Source organism: Hymenobacter duratus, from assembly GCF_014698995.1.
GTDB classification, from domain to species: domain Bacteria; phylum Bacteroidota; class Bacteroidia; order Cytophagales; family Hymenobacteraceae; genus Hymenobacter; species Hymenobacter duratus.
In genome coordinates, this window is record NZ_JACWZZ010000004.1 from 504,455 (window position 1) to 521,032 (window position 16,578).

At 61.1% G+C, this 16,578-nt stretch carries 17 protein-coding genes; 9 read left to right on the forward strand and 8 right to left on the reverse strand.

The features are described 5' to 3' along the window. The first annotated feature begins 121 nt into the window (after positions 1–121). Both IC231_RS18270 and IC231_RS18275 read left to right on the forward strand, forming a co-directional pair. Positions 122–769, forward strand: coding sequence for a hypothetical protein (locus IC231_RS18270; RefSeq protein WP_190785909.1), 648 nt, complete (start codon positions 122–124; stop codon positions 767–769). A gap of 54 nt (positions 770–823) precedes the next feature. Further along, positions 824–1,378 carry a hypothetical protein gene (locus tag IC231_RS18275; RefSeq protein ID WP_190785910.1) on the forward strand — a complete coding sequence of 185 codons (555 nt, stop codon included), beginning with the start codon at positions 824–826 and terminating at the stop codon, positions 1,376–1,378. A gap of 23 nt (positions 1,379–1,401) precedes the next feature. Here the strand turns inward: IC231_RS18275 and IC231_RS18280 are convergent, their stop codons facing one another. Then, the gene (locus IC231_RS18280) at positions 1,402–1,632 is read right to left on the reverse strand and encodes a hypothetical protein (RefSeq protein WP_190785911.1); all 231 of its coding nucleotides are present in this window, start codon (positions 1,630–1,632) and stop codon (positions 1,402–1,404) included. 22 nt (positions 1,633–1,654) lie between these two features. Then, positions 1,655–2,206, reverse strand: coding sequence for an FKBP-type peptidyl-prolyl cis-trans isomerase (locus IC231_RS18285; protein ID WP_190785912.1), 552 nt, complete (start codon positions 2,204–2,206; stop codon positions 1,655–1,657). Between the two features lie 458 nt (positions 2,207–2,664). Here IC231_RS18285 and IC231_RS18290 point away from each other — a divergent pair, with 458 nt between their 5' ends. Beyond that, positions 2,665–4,122, forward strand: a complete 1,458-nt coding sequence (locus IC231_RS18290; RefSeq protein ID WP_190785913.1) for an APC family permease — start codon at positions 2,665–2,667, stop codon at positions 4,120–4,122. 83 nt (positions 4,123–4,205) lie between these two features. Here the strand turns inward: IC231_RS18290 and IC231_RS18295 are convergent, their stop codons facing one another. Both IC231_RS18295 and IC231_RS18300 read right to left on the reverse strand, forming a co-directional pair. After that, a complete protein-coding gene (locus IC231_RS18295; protein WP_190785914.1) occupies positions 4,206–4,910 on the reverse strand; it encodes a carboxypeptidase-like regulatory domain-containing protein in 705 nt (234 codons plus the stop codon). 301 nt (positions 4,911–5,211) lie between these two features. Further along, a complete protein-coding gene (locus IC231_RS18300) occupies positions 5,212–5,625 on the reverse strand; it encodes a hypothetical protein (protein ID WP_190785915.1) in 414 nt (137 codons plus the stop codon). Between the two features lie 320 nt (positions 5,626–5,945). Between IC231_RS18300 and IC231_RS18305 the strand changes: the two genes are divergently transcribed. The 3 genes from IC231_RS18305 (at position 5,946) to IC231_RS18315 (ending at position 9,015) form a co-directional block, all read left to right on the forward strand. Further along, the gene (locus IC231_RS18305) at positions 5,946–7,241 is read left to right on the forward strand and encodes an NAD(P)/FAD-dependent oxidoreductase (protein WP_190785916.1); all 1,296 of its coding nucleotides are present in this window, start codon (positions 5,946–5,948) and stop codon (positions 7,239–7,241) included. A 77-nt stretch (positions 7,242–7,318) separates the two neighbouring features. Next, positions 7,319–7,546: a hypothetical protein gene (locus IC231_RS18310; RefSeq protein ID WP_190785917.1), complete on the forward strand. Its 228-nt coding sequence runs from the start codon at positions 7,319–7,321 to the stop codon at positions 7,544–7,546. A gap of 89 nt (positions 7,547–7,635) precedes the next feature. Next, positions 7,636–9,015: a 4Fe-4S binding protein gene (locus tag IC231_RS18315; protein ID WP_190785918.1), complete on the forward strand. Its 1,380-nt coding sequence runs from the start codon at positions 7,636–7,638 to the stop codon at positions 9,013–9,015. Positions 9,016–9,065: 50 nt separating this feature from the next. Here the strand turns inward: IC231_RS18315 and IC231_RS18320 are convergent, their stop codons facing one another. The 3 genes from IC231_RS18320 to IC231_RS18330 form a co-directional block, all read right to left on the reverse strand. After that, entirely contained in the window at positions 9,066–9,935 is an 870-nt protein-coding gene (locus IC231_RS18320) for a hypothetical protein (RefSeq protein WP_190785919.1), read from the reverse strand. An 82-nt stretch (positions 9,936–10,017) separates the two neighbouring features. After that, on the reverse strand, positions 10,018–11,010 hold the full coding sequence (locus IC231_RS18325) for an alpha/beta fold hydrolase (protein WP_190785920.1): 993 nt from the start codon (positions 11,008–11,010) through the stop codon (positions 10,018–10,020). Between the two features lie 146 nt (positions 11,011–11,156). After that, positions 11,157–11,717 carry a hypothetical protein gene (locus IC231_RS18330; protein ID WP_190785921.1) on the reverse strand — a complete coding sequence of 187 codons (561 nt, stop codon included), beginning with the start codon at positions 11,715–11,717 and terminating at the stop codon, positions 11,157–11,159. A gap of 229 nt (positions 11,718–11,946) precedes the next feature. Between IC231_RS18330 and IC231_RS18335 the strand changes: the two genes are divergently transcribed. The 3 genes from IC231_RS18335 to IC231_RS18345 all read left to right on the forward strand — a co-directional run bounded on the left by IC231_RS18335 (position 11,947) and on the right by IC231_RS18345 (position 15,623). Next, positions 11,947–12,636 carry a glycosyltransferase family 2 protein gene (locus IC231_RS18335; RefSeq protein ID WP_190785922.1) on the forward strand — a complete coding sequence of 230 codons (690 nt, stop codon included), beginning with the start codon at positions 11,947–11,949 and terminating at the stop codon, positions 12,634–12,636. Between the two features lie 127 nt (positions 12,637–12,763). Next, a complete protein-coding gene (locus tag IC231_RS18340; protein WP_190785923.1) occupies positions 12,764–14,230 on the forward strand; it encodes a cellulose synthase family protein in 1,467 nt (488 codons plus the stop codon). A gap of 10 nt (positions 14,231–14,240) precedes the next feature. Next, positions 14,241–15,623, forward strand: coding sequence for a glycosyltransferase 87 family protein (locus IC231_RS18345; RefSeq protein WP_190785924.1), 1,383 nt, complete (start codon positions 14,241–14,243; stop codon positions 15,621–15,623). Here the strand turns inward: IC231_RS18345 and IC231_RS18350 are convergent. Further along, entirely contained in the window at positions 15,620–16,552 is a 933-nt protein-coding gene (locus tag IC231_RS18350) for a hypothetical protein (protein WP_190785925.1), read from the reverse strand. The two genes, IC231_RS18345 and IC231_RS18350, sit on opposite strands and share 4 nt — an antisense overlap. Between the last annotated feature and the right edge of the window lie 26 nt (positions 16,553–16,578).

Consider the following 16,578-nt stretch of genomic DNA (forward strand, 5'->3'; position numbering starts at 1 on the left):
ACTATTTCACTGGCTACTATTGAAATTCAGAAGCAGATTGGCTACAACAGCTACTACCGATGCCCGGCCTAGTTGCCGCTTAAGCGCTGGAGCTCAACCGAAAACTGCTTACCTTCAAGGCATGGCTTCACGATGGAAAGCTTTGCCGGTTTCTGCCTCTACCCAACCTTTGGGCGGGGCACAGGTACGCCCTTCATCCTGCCGCAAAGCCGGACTGCTGGCGTGTGCCCCACTTTTACTCCTGACGACAGCCTGCTTCGAACTGCGCGACCCGGAGCCAGCGGCCGCCGCCAGCGACTGGCTTCCGCCCACCCAGATTGATATTCTGCTGGCCAACTTTACTACGGCTGTGCAAACGCTGAACGTGGTAAACTATGAGCGGACGTTTACCGGGCCACAGTACCGCTTCATTCCCGATCCTACGGCGGCCGGTACCGCTACCACGCTGTTTGCCAACTGGAGCGTGAACGAGGAGCGTGACTACCTGAACGGCCTGCGCCGCCGCTCCCCAGCCAGCGGCCAGAACCAACTCACGCTCAGCAGCCGCCGCGACCAGTTTTTCACGGCCGATTCGGCAGAGGTTTCTGCGCTGTATCAACTAAAAATCACGCAGACTGATACGGCTTTCCGGGCGACGGTGCTGGAAGGCAACATCCGGCTGCTGGTGCGCCGCCGCAACAATGAGTGGAAAATAGCCAGTTGGCGCGACCAGCGTACGTCTAACACCATGTGCTGGACGGACTTGAAAAAGTATTTTATTCGCAACTAGCAACGCCGTACTGCTGAGCTTGCTGAAGTTTGACGGGGAATTCTACGCTTTCCAATGCCTGATCTTCTGCCACCTGCACTTTCTGCCCGTCGTCGTAGCCGTATGGTGGGCGGTGGCTTGGCCGTGGGGGCTGTGCTGGCGGGCTGCAACCCTTTCGCGCCGGGCCTTGATGATATGCCCACCGACCCGAACCAGCTACTCGGCAACCCCGTGACCGTGCGCGGCTTCTTCGACCGGTTCCGGAGTGCCTACCAGCTGCGCGACTCCACCCTCTACGGCCAGCTTCTCGACCGGCGCTTTACGTTCACGTACCGGGACTTCGCGGCCAACGTAGACCGCACCTGGAACCGCGACGTGGAAATATCCACCACCTACAAGCTGTTCAGGGCCGCCCGCACCGCCAACCTGCAGTGGACTCAGTACCTGCCCACCACCGACACGCTGTTTTCGGATACGCTGGTGTACGTCGAAAGGTCCTTCCAGCTCAGCATCGAGCAGCGCGACAACCAGCAGTTCCAGGGAGCCGGCTCGGCGCGGTTGGTGTTGGTGCGCAAGCAGAAGGGCGACCCATGGCGCATGCGTAGCTGGTATGACCGGAGCGAGTTCTAGCGCGCCAGCCGCCAGCCGCATAGTCAGAGCGACTCGTAGAAGGTCTGCTCCCGCTGCCGGGCTTCGCGCTTTTTCCGTTGATTGCGCGCAAACAGCCAGTAGATTCCGACGCAACCTGCTACCACTGTCCCGCCCACCAGAAGCAGCACCAGCAGCGCCAAGTGCTCCAGGGTGCTGCCCAGGTTATCGAACTTCTCCGCCCGGGCGGTGGAGGTGCCTAGCAGCAGCAGCAATAGCAGCGTCCTCTGTTTCAAAATCCGGAGGTTTGGCGCTGTACTATTGCAGATTCGTCAGCTCGACATCAAAGCGCAGCGGCGCATCCGGCGGAATGAGGTTGCCGGCCCCACTCGGGCCGTAGGCCCAGGCCGAAGGAATCAACAGAATGGCTTTTTCGCCCTTGCGCATCAGCCCAATACCCTCTTCCCAGCCCGTAATTACCTGGTTTGCCCCCAGCGTAAACAGGAACGGCACAGGCCGGCCATCGGGGCCAGGGCGCGACTGGTCGAATACCTGGTTTGTGAGCAGCATGCCTTTGTAGACCACGGAAGCCGTCTGGCCGTTTCGTGGCAGGTCGCCGGCGCCCGCTACTTTGGTCACGATGCACAAGCCTGAGGGCTGGCGGCGGACGTTCACGAAGCTGCTGTCGGCAATGTACTTGGCAATAGCCACCGAATCGGCTCGTAATACCTGCTTCTGGCGCTGCAACGCCTGTGCGTTCAGGGCATCAATATCGATATTGTTTCCGCCGCAGGAAACCAGCAGCAGCGGCGTCAGAAACGCAAGCAGGCCGCCGGCCAGGCGCTTGCTAAAAGATTGTGAATGAAGCATATCAGATGGAGAAGAAGTTCTTACAGGTTAGGGAGCGACAGCCAGGGCCCAGGGCTGCACAACCGGCAGCCCCGCCCCAGAGGAGCCGGGCCGCCCTGCTTCTGCTACGGCCCACCCAAAAGTAACACCGGAAACCCGAGCACCCTTGCAGACTATACTGCACGAGGTCCTTTCCGGGTTTGAGCGGTACGTTATCCGCGCTTCGTCAGCCCAAACAGTATGCTCAGCCATTCTACCTTTTCAGCAGGCTGCTGCCCCGCTTTCTGCCAGCCATTTCTGTTCGTTTGGCACGCCTGGGTACCCAGTGGCCAACCGATAGGCTGCTCGAGAATGCACAGCCGACACGCTGGCTGGGGCATTCGCGCAGCGGGAATGAAAGCTAAATGACAAGTGCCACATCGTCTTCAACTCCATCAAACCCCTATCTTCCCGGCCTCAATCCTGTTTCCTCTCCTTTTATGTCCGAAAAGCAAGGCCATTTTCAGCGGGCCATTACGCTGTTTGACGCCATCATGATTGTAACCGGCAGCATGATTGGCTCCGGTATTTTTATTGTGTCGGCCGGTATTGCGCGGCAGGTTGGCTCGGCGGGCTGGCTGCTGGTGGTGTGGCTGATTACCGGGTTTATTACGCTGGCGGGCGCCGTGAGCTACGGCGAGCTGGCCGCTATGTTTCCGAAGGTGGGTGGGCAGTATGTGTACCTGCGCGAGGCCTATAACAAGCTAGTGGCCTTCCTCTACGGCTGGTCCTTGTTTCTCGTAATTCAGACCGGTGTAATTGCGGCGGTGGCGGTGGCATTTGCGCGCTTTGTGGGGGTGCTGGTGCCGTGGTTTTCAAAGGACAACATACTGTTTGAAATCGGGCCACTGAAGTTCTCTACCGTCATGCTGCTGGCCATTGTTATGCTGGTAGGCCTCACATGGGTGAACTCGCGCGGGGTGCGCGGCGGCAAGCTGATTTCCAACATTTTCGGCAGCACTAAGCTGGTAGCGCTGGCGCTGCTCATTCTGTTCGGGCTGGCATTGGGCATCAACGACCAGGCCGTGAGCCTCAACTTCCATGATATGTGGAACGCCGTGAGCTACGATGCTGCCGGCCAGGGTACCCCGCTCACCACTTGGGGCCTGATTGGGGCCATCGGGCTGGCCATGACCGGCTCTCTGTTCAGCTCCGATGCCTGGAACAATATCGGCTTCTCCGGCGACGAAATCGTGCGGCCCGAACGCACGATTGTGCTGAGCATGGCCATCGGCACGGGCATCGTAACGGGCCTGTATCTGCTTATCAACTTGGTATACCTGCTGGTGCTGCCCATGCACGGCGACCCGGCCGCGGCAGCCACCGACATCATGAGCCGTGGCATCATGTACGCCGCCGATGAGCGGGTAGGCACGGCCGTAGCGGGTAGCATTCTGGGCAGTATCGGCGCGGGCCTGATGGCCGTCCTGATTATGATCAGCACGTTCGGAGCCAACAACAGCATTATCCTGAGCGGCGCCCGCGCCTACTATGCCATGGCCAAAGACGGCTTGTTTTTCCCCCGTATGGCCCGCCTTAATAAGTTTGGCGTACCGGGTGTGGCGCTGTGGGCGCAGTGCATCTGGGCCTGCGGGCTGTGCCTGTCGGGCTCCTACGAGCAGCTTCTGAACTACGTCATGTTCTCGGTGATTCTGTTCTACGTCATCACCATCATTGGTATTTTCATTCTGCGCCGCACCAGGCCCGACGCTCCCCGGCCCTACCGGGCCCTGGGCTACCCGGTCATTCCGATGCTCTATGTGGTGCTGGCGTCTGCTTTCTGCATTATCCTGCTCGTGTCGCCGGCCACGGCTCGCGACGCTGGTTTTGGGCTTGGGCTCGTCGCAATGGGCGTGCCGGTCTATTTCCTGTTTGGCAAGCGCTTCGGTGGGCAATAGCAGCCTCCACAACGGTCCAAAAGAAAAGCCGCTCCGGATGTCCGGAGCGGCTTTTCTTTTGGGAATTCACTTCCTGACGACAACTACCGACGCCGGCGTTTGCCGTTTTCGCTGGGCAGCAGCGTTACGTTAACAGGCTGTGAGCCACGGGTGCGGACCTCTTGGTCCTGGTAGCCACCGTAGCCATACACCAGCGCATTCTCGCCGGCCGGCACTTCAATGGAATAGTTGCCATTGGCATCGGTTCCAGTGCCCTTGCGCGAACCTTTTACCAGAACGGTAGCACCAGCCAATGGCCGGCCGTTCTCGTCCAGAATCCGGCCGGAAAGCGTCACATTAGCGGGGGCCGCAGCTGCTTCGGGCGCGGCGGCCGGAGCGGCGGCTTCCGATACAGGGGTGGCTTCAGTTGTCCCTACCGACTCGGTGGTCCGGGTAGCCAGATTGCCATCGATGGTAGTGCGGGTAACTGCTTTCTTGGTCTTGTCGGTGGCCGGCTTGGTTGCTGCATCTTCGGTTTCAGCGGCCACAGCCGTGGCAGCAGCCGGCTCAGCGGCGGGGCGCGTGCCCGTTACGCTGGCTTCACCGAGCATCACGGACGGCATGACGTTGGTGATGACCCGCCGCCCGCCGGAACCGGGCATAAACATGTAGCCAACAATGGCCAGCAGCAGAATTGCCCCAACGATAATGGCCAAACGGCCGTTGCCGGAGGACAGAGAATCCTCTTCACTCAGCAGCGCGCCGGCTTCGTCGGTTTCGGGTTCAGGGAGAGTATATTTTGAGGGCATGCGAAAAAATAAAATGGTGGGAAAATGCTCAGAACAGCCCCTTCCTGAGCCCGTGGATTGCACAATATTTCTATGCAGCCCCGGCCGGACTCAGCACGGGTCCCTAAAGATATAGGATTAGTCCCATGCCATCCTAATAATGCTGCCGCCGACTTAATTTCATGGCTGGCGGGACGCTGCCACGTGTTTCGGCTAAGACGGATGCCGCTGGGCAGCCAACCGCTCTGGCTTGTATTAGCATCAACAAAAAAGCCCCGTTCCTTGCGGAACGGGGCCAGTTGCATGCCGTATTTCGGAAGGTTTAGTCCTGTACCGGTTTGGCCGGCCCGCTGGGTGCGTCTTCCCCAAACTTTTGCTCCCGGGTGCGCAGCTGGTGGTCCAGCTCGATGCTGCCTTCCGACTCAAAACCGGGGCCTTGTGCCTGCTCGCCGGCGGCGTGGTGCTCGTTGCCGCCTTGCGGCTCGGTTTCGCTGCCCCCGATGTGCAGGTTTTCCAGCTGGTCTTTCTGGTCGCTGCGTTGGGTATAGCCGCCAGCGCCCTGGTTGCGGTGCGCCGAAGCATCATCGGCGCTCTTGCCGTTGCTTTGGTCGGCTTTGAATTCCTTTTCCTTTTCGAGCTGCTCGTTGTGGACAGCTGGTTTCCCTTCCGTTATTTCGCTGTTTTCCTTGTCGTTATCGTCGATGTTGTCTTTGCCGAACAGGTTATCAAGCATCATGGCCGTGAGAAGTTAGAGTGAAGCAGATTGCCGTTTTGCTTTACGCGCGGACCGAGCGGGGGTTGTACCGCACCGCCCGCCTAGTTGCATTCTGCAGACTTCGTTGCGCGCTCCCTCTGGCTAAGCCGGCAAACCGGCAGCCGAACTGCCCCCGTATGAGTAAAGTCGCCAACAGAATGTATCATGCGGGAGCAGAAGTTAGCGGCGGGCACTTGTTCCAGGGCTGATTGGGGCGGCCGACCGGTGCAGCACCAATTTCTTGCTCACCTTTGCGCTGGCTGTACCTACTACCCCGGTCATTCCACTATATTTTCTTTTCAATGCATCTGGTTATCATCGGCAATGGCATTACGGGCGTCAGCTGTGCGCTGACGGTGCGCCGGCTGCAGCCCGAAGCCCGCATTACGCTCGTGTCGGATGAGACGCCGCACCACTACTCGCGCACAGCGCTGATGTACGTGTACATGGGACACCTGCGCCCGCAGGATATTAAGCCTTATGCTGACTGGTTCTGGCCCGAAAACCGGCTGGAGCTGGTGTATGCCACTGCTACCGCCCTCGACACCGACCGCAAAGCTCTTTCGCTGAGCAACGGCCAACACCTTTCCTATGACAAGCTGTTGCTGGCTACGGGCTCCGTCAGCCGTACCTACGGCTGGCCCGGCCAGGAGCTTGTGGGCGTGCAAGGCCTGTATTCACTGCCCGACCTGGAGCAGATGCACCGCCACACGCACGGCATAGCGCGGGCCGTGGTAGTAGGCGGCGGCCTGATTGGGATTGAGCTGGCCGAAATGCTGCATTCGCGCGGCATTGCCGTGACGATGCTCGTGCGCGACGACCGATACTGGGGCTCCGTACTGCCAGCTGCCGAAGCGGCTCTGGTAGACCAGCAACTCCGCGAGCATCATATTGATGTGCGCTACGGGACCGGGCTGGCGGAAATATTGGGTACTGATGGCCATGTGCGGGCCGTGCGCACCAGCCACGGCGAGGAAATTGAGTGCCAATGGGTGGGGCTGGCCACCGGCGTCACGCCCAATCTGGACCTGGCGGCCTCCTGCGCTACCTTAGAAATCGACCGGGGTATTCTGGTAGACGACTACCTGCAAACCAGCGCCCCCGATGTGTACGCCGCCGGCGACTGTGCCCAGCATCGGCAACCGGCCGCCGGTGAAGTACCCATTGAGCAGCTCTGGTATACGGGCCGCATGCAGGGCGAAACCGTGGCGCATACTCTTTGTGGGCAACCTACCCGCTACCGCCGCGGTCCGTGGTTCAACTCAGCCAAGTTCTTTCACCTCGAATACCAGACCTACGGCCGTGTGCCTGCTGAGCCGGAGCCGGGCGAATCCTCCTGTTACTGGCAGCACCCAAACGGGCGCCATGCGTTGCGTATTACCTTCCGGCCTGCCCAAAACAATGCCGTAACGGGCGTAAATGCCATGGGCATACGGCAGTGCCACGAGGTATGGGAGGCGTGGCTGCGGGCCGAAACTCCGGTGCAGCAGGTGTTGGGCCAGCTCGGCAAAGCCAATTTCGACCCTGAGTTCTTCCGCCGCCACGAACCTGACATGTTACGCTCGTTTAAGCAGCAACTGGTGGCGGCTTATACGTAAGTCCAAAGTACAGCAGGGCAACAGGCCTCGCCTCTGCCGACTCCCTTTTCTCTTCTCAGTTATTCCGTAAAAGCGCCGTGGATTTCTCTAAACTTTACCGCCCGAGTGCCCTCAACAGCTTTCAATTCATTGCCGTGACGGGCCTTATTATGAGTGCCGGCGCCCACCTGATTCTGCATTTCTTCGCAGACCGCACGCTGCCGGGCTACAACTGGCTTTACGTCTGCTGGGCGGCGCTGTATGTGATAGGCTCACTGATGAACCTGTTCGGCAAGCCCGACCAAGGCCACCATCACCATCATTAGGAGCACCTTTCGCATTCCTATTTTCGTCCGTTGCTGCCGCTGAATGACGCGCAGAAAAAGCAGTATCGGTCCGTTGTTGTTGCTTTCCTATGGCCTTCTCCCCCGACCTCACCCTGACCCGCCCACCGGTACCCGACACTTCGGCCACCGAGAAAACGCTGCTCACAGCTGTGGGGCTGGGTTTGCTGGCGTTGCTGACCGTAGCCTTCGATGCCGATGCCGGCCGGGCGCGCCTAAGCTTCTGGGTGGGCCTGCTACTGCTGAGTAGCGGCACGCTGGGCTGGGCCTGGTATAAGTTCGGGCGCACGCCGGCCGGCGTGCAGCACGACAACATGTGGCTACGCGGCAGCACCAGCCGGGGCGCCGTAGCTTGGCTGACAGCCGTGGTACTTACCGGCTTCTACGTGGTGCTCTACTGGTTCAGCAACAACGATGGCCAAGGTAATTTTGGGCCGCTCAACCAGTTGGTGCACGCCCTCGACCCAGCCAGCCTAGCCCTGCGCCAGCGCCCCTCCGACCAGTGGTTCCTCTACGGCACGTTCTACACGCTGGCGATACTGGTGATGGGCGGCCGGGCGCTGTGGAAGTACCGCCACTCGCCGTATCAGCGCATCCGCACGGTGTCAGTAATGCTCTTTCAATTGGGTTTTGCGTTCCTGCTGCCGGGCCTGCTGTTGGCGTTTCAGAAGCCCGAATACTACTTCTCCTACTTCTGGCCGCTTAAGTACGACTATCTGTTTCCTGGCACCGTGAGCTACCTGCTCAAGGATGGCGGCCCGGCCTTGGGCGTGTTCATGGTGTTTTGGGGCGCGGTAATGTCATTGGTAGCTACACCGGTGCTCACCTACTTTTTCGGGAAGCGCTGGTACTGCTCGTGGGTGTGCGGTTGCGGCGGCCTGGCCGAAACCGCTGGTGACCCGTACCGCCACCTCTCCGACAAAAGCCGCACCGCATGGCGCTGGGAAGTACGCATCATCTACCCCATCCTGGCATTGATCGTGCTGCTTACAGCACTGCTGTGGCTGGGTGCTTCGGGCGTGGCGCCGGCGCTGCAGCCCATCACCGAGCCGCTGTCTAAGTTCTATGGGTTTGCTATTGGGTCAGTGTTTTCGGGCGTGATTGGGGTGGGCTTCTACCCGCTGATGGGCAGCCGGGTGTGGTGCCGCTTCGGGTGCCCAATGGCGGCATATCTGGGGCTGCTACAGAAGCATTTCTCACGGTTCCGCATCAGCACCAACGGCGGCCAGTGCATCTCGTGCGGCAACTGCTCCAACGTCTGCGAAATGGGCATTGATGTGAAGCAGTACGCCCAGCGTGGGGAGCCTATCATCCGGGCTTCTTGCGTGGGTTGCGGGCTGTGCTCTACGGCCTGCCCGCGCGGAGTGCTCAACCTCGAAAACGGCCCGCGCGAAGGCCGCTACCAGAGCAGCCAGCTGATTCACGCCGACTCGCTGCGGATTCTGAGCTAGTCATTTTAACTCAGCTACAGACAACATAAACACCTGGTCTTCTGGCGTAACTACCGCTTGAAGTCGAGCAGGCCTCTAGGCTTGAGCCACGGTGTGAGGGTGGCGTAGCTGAACAGGTAGTCGGTTTCCGGCTGCAGCGCTTCGAGGACGTGCGGGAAGCCAAAATCGTAGTAGAGTGTGAGGCCGAAGGGCGTCAGGGCGAAGTCGTAGAAGCGCGGGTCGTCGCCTTCGAGTTGGCTGGTGAGGGTGCTGTCGTTCCAGTGCAGCCGGCGTTTCACCTCCGCCAGCAGTGGGGCATCCAGCTGGGCATACTCGGTGGGCAGCTTGCTGATGTGGTCGGCCACACGGCGGTTGATGGACTCCTGCCAGCGCTGGCGTAGCGCCAGCGTATCGGCCAGTAGGTCGCGCACTTCCAGCAGCCGGCCCGTCCGCAGCTCAAACGTGGCGTGCCGCGTCACGGACGACGCGTATGCCCCCAGCAAGTCGGACGTAAGCGCTACGGAGAGCAGGCCGTGGTCATTATAGAGCACCTCGTAGCGGGCCCCCACAAAGCCTTTCTGGTCACGCTCGGTGTACTCGGAAACTGCCTGCCGCAGGCCGGTAAGCGCCGTGAGCGGCAGCGGCACAACCTGCAGGTCTTCGCCCAGGGCCGCATCCACCAGCTCGGCATTGATCCGGGCGGCGGCGGCGGCATCCGGCAGCTGCACCTGCGGCACCACGAAGCGCCCATCCAGCGTGTCACCTACGTTCAAGATGGTGGCTTGACTGATAGCTGGAACTGTGGCTTTGGGTTTCGCTGGCTTGGCGCGGGCCGCTGCCCGGCGGGTGGCCGCTTTGCCGGGGGCCGGGCGCTGCGCGTGCACAGTATTGAAACTCAGAAGAAGAACCGGCAGCAGCCAGCGCAGGCACATAGCACGCATAGAGAACAGTCGAAAAGCCCCGCAACTTACGGCTCAGTTTCCATTCGCCCTCCCGTGAGGAGGCAACGGCCCGGGCCGACTCCTACTGTAGGAAGGCCAGCAGCGCCTTCCGGAACTCAGTTGGGGCATCCAAATGCGGAATGTGGCCTACACCCGCCAGTGGCACCAGCTTCGCGCCTTTGATTTGGGCCGCGGTGCGGCGGCCCAGTTCCGGATACTGCCCCATAGCAGCCAACACTTTGGGGTCTTTGATGAGGCCTTTGCCTACCACCGTGCGGTCATCCTGCCCGATGATGAGCAGCGTAGGAACCTGCAGCCGGCTGAACTCGTAGCTCACGGGCTGCTGATAAATCATGTCGAAGGTGAGGGCATTGGCGCGGGCTACTTTCGCGAAATCGGGGTGGTGGGTCTGGGCAGCCAGGGGCAGCAGCCATTCGTCGTGGGCCTTGGGGTAGCCGTGCGGATAGTAGGTGGCGTGGTATTTCCGGATGCTTTCCTCGGTGCTTTTGCGCTCCGTAGCCTCGGCTTGGTCTACACTCTGGAACGGCACGCCTACGCGGTAATCTTCCAGCCCAATCGGATTTTCCAGCACCAGCTTCTCGGTGGCGTCCGGATATTGCAGTGCGAACCGAGTGGCCAGCATGCCGCCCATGCTGTGGCCTACGATAATGGCCTTTTTCACGCCCAGCGTATCAAGTAGGTGCTTGGTGTTGCGGGCCAGCTGGTGGAAGGAATAGTGCAGATCCGGCTTGTCAGACTTGCCGAAGCCAATCTGGTCGGGTACCACTACCCGGAAACCGGCCGCCGTCAGGGTCTTGATGGTTTCGCGCCAGTAGGCCCCAAAGAAGTTTTTGCCGTGCAGCAGCACTACCGTGCGGCCATTGGTTTTGGCGGTGGCCGGCACGTCCATGTACGCCATGCGCAGCGTCTGGCCTTCCAGCTTCAGAGGAAGCTGCCGCACCGGAAACGGGTATTCGTAGCCGTCGAGGGTGGCATTTAGCGAGGTAGGCGCGGTTTGAGCGAAACCGGTACGAACCAGCAGCAGGGTTAGTAGCAGCAGAAATAAGCGGGACATAGAACAAGCATTGATGACCCGACCAATACGCGAAACAGGGCAGCTGTAGCTATACACCAAGAGCAGTTGTATTGCTTCCGGCGCGCCCTTGAGGCTGCCCTCAGAACGCAGGCATACTTTCTTCCCAGATAAAAAAGGAGCCCTAATCAGCCGCCGTTGCCCGCCGCACTCTGCTTCAGCAGCAACTCAATGGTGCGGGTGTCCTCGTCGCTCCAAACCACTGTCCGTATCTCCTCAAGGCCCAGCACTGTGTGGCCGTCGGCTTCACCATATTGAGTATACACCTCTACCAGCAGCTCATCCTCTGTCAGACGCACAACATAGCCGTAAATGTCATGCTCGCCGTGGGTTTCAAGCAGCACCAGTTGCCGCGCTTCCTGCGCCCGCTGCAACAGCAGCGGTATTGTCAGATACTGAGCATCAAGTCCATCGGGCGCGGCAGGCAAGCTATACACGGTTTCTGGGTTGTGTTCCTTGAACTCGATCAGCCGCATATACTTATCATCGAAATGCACCTTCGACACCGAGTCGAGGCTGATAGTGCGCACGCCGGTAAGCAGGCCCTGCCGCGTGATGGAGCGGAGCAACAATATCTCGGGATTGAAGCTGAGCACGTAGCCCAAAAACATTGTACTGCCCGACTGCAGCGCCACAATACGCCGGCTGCGCTGGGCCCGCTGCAGCATATCCGTCAATAATGCTCCCATAATTCGTCTGGTGAATACCCCAAAGATAGGTTTTACGCCAGTCGCCTGCATCACCAAGGCCGGCTCCGATGTAGCTACTTTTCCTGACAGAGGAAGTCAGCATTGGGGTGCACTCAGAAAACAGCAACAAGTACTCGCCCTTCATCGGCAACCCGGCGCAACTGTGCATCTTTGTGGTTTGTAGTATTTCTCTGCCCTCCAACGTGGGCGGCTGCGTGCCGCTCCTGCCATGCTGATTGACGTAATTATTCCTGCTTTCAACGAGGAGCAGTCCATTGCCAAAGTGCTGGCCGAAATTCCGGCCGGCCTGGTGCGCGAAGTCATTGTGGTGGATAATAATTCCACGGACCGTACCGGCGACGTAGCGCGGGCAGCTGGCGCCACGGTGCTGCGCGAAACCCGCCCCGGCTACGGCCACGCCTGCCTGGCCGGCATGGCGCACAGCTTCGCCCGGCCCGCCGCCGAACAGGCCGACATCATCGTGTTTCTGGATGGCGACCATTCCGACTACCCCGAAGAAATGCCGCTGCTGCTGGCCCCCATTCTGCGCGGCGAGGCCGATATGGTCATTGGCTCCCGCGCCCTGGGCCAGCGCGAAACCGGCTCCATGATGCCCCAGCAAATCTTCGGCAACTGGCTGGCCACTTCCCTGCTGCGGCGCCTCTACGGCGCGCACTTCACCGACCTGGGTCCGTTCCGGGCAATCCGGCGGGAGGCGCTGCAACGTATTGGCATGGCCGACACCACCTACGGCTGGACGGTGGAAATGCAGCTCAAGGCCGCCAAGCTGAAGCTGCGCAACACCGAAGTGCCGGTGCGCTACCGCCGCCGCATCGGGACCAGCAAGGTTTCGGGCACGGTGCGCGGCACCCTGGGAGCAGGCTATAAGATTCTGTGGACCATCTTCCGCTATCTGTAGTTTGGCTTCAAGCGGTGCCGGCACCGGCGCTGTTGCTTACCTTCGTCGCCCCATCCCGGTTGCCTTCCTCTGACTTCGCTGGCCCCGGCGCTGCCGGCGGTGGCCCGGCCTCTTCTCCCGCTCCTGAATGCTCTTTCTAGAACTCACGCTGCTGATACTCTACGGGCTGTGTCTGGCCTTCGTGCTGGGCTTCAGCCTGACGCAGTTTCAGCTGACGCGGCTGGCCCGGCAGGCTTACCGGCGTGGCCTGCCGCCCGAGCCTGCGCCGCCCGCCGTCTGGCCCCGCGTGACAGTGCAGATGCCACTGTATAACGAAGTATTTGTGGCTGAGCGTCTGATTGATGCCTGCGCTGCGCTCAACTATCCCCTCAACCGGCTGCACCTGCAGGTTCTCGACGATTCGACCGACGAAACCGTGGCCCTAGTGGCGGCCCGCGTGGCGCACTACCGGGCCCAAGGGCTGCGCATCGACCAGGTGCGCCGGCCCGACCGGCAGGGCTACAAAGCCGGCGCGCTACGCTACGGGCTGGAGCAGACGGATGGGGAGCTGATTGCCATTTTTGACGCCGACTTTGTGCCGGAGCCGGACTTTCTGCTGCGCACCGTGCCGTATTTTCAGGAGGCCGGGTTGGGTGTGGTGCAGACGCGCTGGGGCCATCTGAACGAGGAGTATTCGCTGCTGACTGAGCTACAGGCCTTCGGGCTGAACGCGCACTTTCATGTGGAGCAGGTAGGACGCACGGCGGGCGGGCACTTCATCAATTTCAACGGGACGGGTGGCGTATGGCGGCGCACCTGCATCGAGGACGCCGGCGGCTGGCACACCGACACGCTCACCGAAGACCTGGACCTGAGCTACCGCGCCCAGCTGCGGGGCTGGCGCTTTCACTACCTGCCGCATGTGGTGGCACCCGCCGAGCTACCCGCCACCCTCGACGCCCTGAAGTCGCAGCAGTTCCGCTGGACCAAGGGCGCGGCCGAAACCGCCCGCAAGCACCTGCGCAACGTGCTGCGCTCCTCCGAAACCCTGGCCACCAAGCTGCACGCTACGTTCCATCTGCTCAACAGCACGGTGTTCGTGGCCATTCTGCTGATGGCGCTGGTAAGTGTGCCGCTGGTATTTGTGCGCGCCGACCTGCCGGAGCTGAAGCCGCTACTACGGGTGGCCTCGGTGTTTCTGTTGGCTTTCGTACCGCTTATCTACTACTACTTCACGGCCTGGCGGCTCGATAAGCCCACGGCGCCGGTGTGGCGCTTTGTGCCGCAGTTTTTGCTGTTTCTGTCGGTATCCATGGGGCTGACGCTGCACAACGCACGGGCCGTGCTGCTGGGCTATAGCGGGCAGCAGTCGGCCTTTATCCGGACGCCCAAGCTGGGGCTGGTGCGGCGCCAGGGCCGCTGGCAGGGCCGCCGCTACCGCACCGGCGACCTGCTCGATGGCCTCACGCTCACCGAAGGCCTGCTCGCGCTGTACTTCGCCTTCGGTATCGGGGCCGGCCTGTACTTCGGCGACTGGGGCCTGATTCCCTTCCACCTGATGCTGACGGTAGGCTACGGCCTGATTTTTATGTATTCCGTCCGGCATCGGAAGTAAACCGGCTCCGATGCTTCTGTCTCAGTCAGCTCCTTTTCGCCGGATTGCGCACCTGCTGGCCTTGCTGCTGTTGGGGGCGGTGTACGCCGGGCTGGCATACGCTACTCCCCGCACAGAATTCGGGCAGCTGGCCGGGCTGTTTGCGGTGGCGTTCGGGCTGTACTGGTTTCTGCTAAAAACGAAGCTGCCGCTACGCTCGGGGCTGCTGGCGGCACTGCTGCTGCGGCTGCTGTGGCTGCCGGCCCTGCCCGCCTTCTCCGACGACTACCACCGCTTCCGCTGGGACGGGCTGCTTGTGTCCTCGGGCGTCAACCCGTTCCAGTACCGGCCCGATGAGCTGGTAGCAGTTGCGGAAATTTCCCCTAGTACCACCGCAGCAATCTGGCAACTTGCGCCGTACAGTCAGCAGCTGGAAACGCTTTATCCGAAGCTCAACTCCCCGCACTACTATTCGGTATATCCGCCGGTGTGCCAGGCAGTGTTTGGGCTGGCCTCGGGGCTCTTTCCAGCCAGTGAGCGGGGTGCGGTGCTGCTCATGCGGCTGGTGCTGCTGCTGGCCGAAGCGGCTACGGCCGGGCTGCTGCTGGCGCTGCTGCGCCGGTTTGGGCTGCCGCCGGAGCGCGCCCTGTGGTACCTGCTCAACCCGCTCGTCATCGTAGAGCTGACCGGCAATCTGCACTTCGAAGCCCTGGTAATAGCGTTTCTGCTGCTGGCCCTGGTGCTGCTGCTGCGCGGCAACCGGGGCTGGGCCGCAGGGGCGCTGGGGCTGGCCATCGGCACGAAGCTGCTGCCGCTGCTGGTGCTGCCGCTGCTGGCACGGCGGCTCGGCGCACGGCGTTTTCTGGCGTTTTCGGCAGCTGTCGGCCTGGTAGTCGTTCTGTTGTTTCTGCCCTTCGTGTCGGCGGAGCTGGTGCGCAACATCAGCCGTAGCCTGGACCTGTATTTCCGCAGCTTCGAGTTCAATGCCAGCCTCTACTACCTGCTGCGGGCCGCCGGCTACTGGCTCACAGGCTACAACCAGATAGCCCGCATCGGCCCGGCACTGGCGCTTACGTTCGTAGCCATTATCGGGGGGTTGATGCTGAGCGAAAAGCGCCCGGCCTGGGCTTCTCTGCCCCGTACGCTGCTGGTGCTGCTCACGGCCTATTACCTGCTGGCCACCGTAGTGCATCCGTGGTACCTGACGCCCCTGCTTGCCCTGAGCCTGTTCACCAACTACCGCTACCTGCTGGTGTGGTCGGGGCTGGTGGTACTGTCATACGCGGCCTACCATACTGCGGCTTACACCGAAAACCCGTGGCTGCTGACGCTGGAATATACGGGGCTACTGGCCGCGCTTTTTCGGGACTGGCGCCGCAGCGCCCCGGCCACAGTTGTCCCCGACGCCCTTTAGAGCGGAGCCTGCGCGGTATCCGGCGCTACACGGTTCCAGTAGGCATAGCGGCTGAGCTTGCGCAGGCGCAGGTTGCGGCCGTCCCAGGTAGCCTGGCGAAGCAGCACATTGGGGTATTTCCGCGCAAACCAGTAGGTGCTTTCCTTGCCTTCGGCCAAACGTACACGCACTTGCCAGGCGGCCTCCTGCGTATCGGCGGCAGATGCCGGCTGAACGCTTATTTCGGACTCGTAAATAGTCGGAGCAGCGGCTTTGCTGGTTTGCTGCAGCTCACAGATGCTCGCCCGAAAGGCCAGCGTATCACCGAAGCGCAGGCTGCGAAGGGTGTACGGCAGCGCATCCTCAAACAGAATGTCGCGGCGGAGCTTGCGCTGGCCGGCTCCCTGCCCGTCCCAGTAGGAGTTGTAGGTTTCCACGTACTGCAGTCCATCATCCAGAAACGCCTTGAACGTATTGCCGCACCATTCCTGCGACGAGGTGGTCAGCTTGGACAGACTGGTGGGACTTTCGCGCCGGAAAAACAGGGACGTCAGGAAATGGTACGGGTACTGCTCAGTAGGAATCCGGCAGAACTGGTTCACTTTCATCACCGGATACAGGTCCGTCCGCTGGTAGTCGTCGGTCTTGACCTGGTACTGCTGGTTAAACTCTTCCTTCACGGTCAGCTGCACGTACTCGAAGCGGCGCACCCGGTCGTAGATTACCCGTTCAGCGTCATACACGGCCACTTCTGCCAGGCCATCTTCCCACAGCTTATCCATGGCCCATTGTGGGTTGAACTGCGGGGCCAGCCGACGCAGGGCAACAGGCGGCGCGGCAGGCAGATCAGACAGGTCCGGGCGTTCCGGTTCAGAACCTTGGGTTGAGCATGCAGTCAGCTGCATGGCCAGGCAGCATCCCAGCAGGAGGCGTTCAACGGTGGCAGGCATGGTGAAAGGTCGGATGTAGCCCCCAA

Bases quoted from the DNA above. Each gene is read 5' to 3' on its own strand.
- IC231_RS18270 (WP_190785909.1), top strand. From the start codon at position 122: ATGGCTTCACGATGGAAAGCTTTGCCGGTTTCTGCCTCTACCCAACCT.
- IC231_RS18275 (WP_190785910.1), top strand. From the start codon at position 824: ATGCCTGATCTTCTGCCACCTGCACTTTCTGCCCGTCGTCGTAGCCGT.
- IC231_RS18285 (WP_190785912.1), bottom strand. From the start codon at position 2,206: ATGCTTCATTCACAATCTTTTAGCAAGCGCCTGGCCGGCGGCCTGCTT.
- IC231_RS18290 (WP_190785913.1), top strand. From the start codon at position 2,665: ATGTCCGAAAAGCAAGGCCATTTTCAGCGGGCCATTACGCTGTTTGAC.
- IC231_RS18295 (WP_190785914.1), bottom strand. From the start codon at position 4,910: ATGCCCTCAAAATATACTCTCCCTGAACCCGAAACCGACGAAGCCGGC.
- IC231_RS18300 (WP_190785915.1), bottom strand. From the start codon at position 5,625: ATGATGCTTGATAACCTGTTCGGCAAAGACAACATCGACGATAACGAC.
- IC231_RS18305 (WP_190785916.1), top strand. From the start codon at position 5,946: ATGCATCTGGTTATCATCGGCAATGGCATTACGGGCGTCAGCTGTGCG.
- IC231_RS18315 (WP_190785918.1), top strand. From the start codon at position 7,636: ATGGCCTTCTCCCCCGACCTCACCCTGACCCGCCCACCGGTACCCGAC.
- IC231_RS18320 (WP_190785919.1), bottom strand. From the start codon at position 9,935: ATGCGTGCTATGTGCCTGCGCTGGCTGCTGCCGGTTCTTCTTCTGAGT.
- IC231_RS18325 (WP_190785920.1), bottom strand. From the start codon at position 11,010: ATGTCCCGCTTATTTCTGCTGCTACTAACCCTGCTGCTGGTTCGTACC.
- IC231_RS18330 (WP_190785921.1), bottom strand. From the start codon at position 11,717: ATGGGAGCATTATTGACGGATATGCTGCAGCGGGCCCAGCGCAGCCGG.
- IC231_RS18335 (WP_190785922.1), top strand. From the start codon at position 11,947: ATGCTGATTGACGTAATTATTCCTGCTTTCAACGAGGAGCAGTCCATT.
- IC231_RS18340 (WP_190785923.1), top strand. From the start codon at position 12,764: ATGCTCTTTCTAGAACTCACGCTGCTGATACTCTACGGGCTGTGTCTG.
- IC231_RS18345 (WP_190785924.1), top strand. From the start codon at position 14,241: ATGCTTCTGTCTCAGTCAGCTCCTTTTCGCCGGATTGCGCACCTGCTG.
- IC231_RS18350 (WP_190785925.1), bottom strand. From the start codon at position 16,552: ATGCCTGCCACCGTTGAACGCCTCCTGCTGGGATGCTGCCTGGCCATG.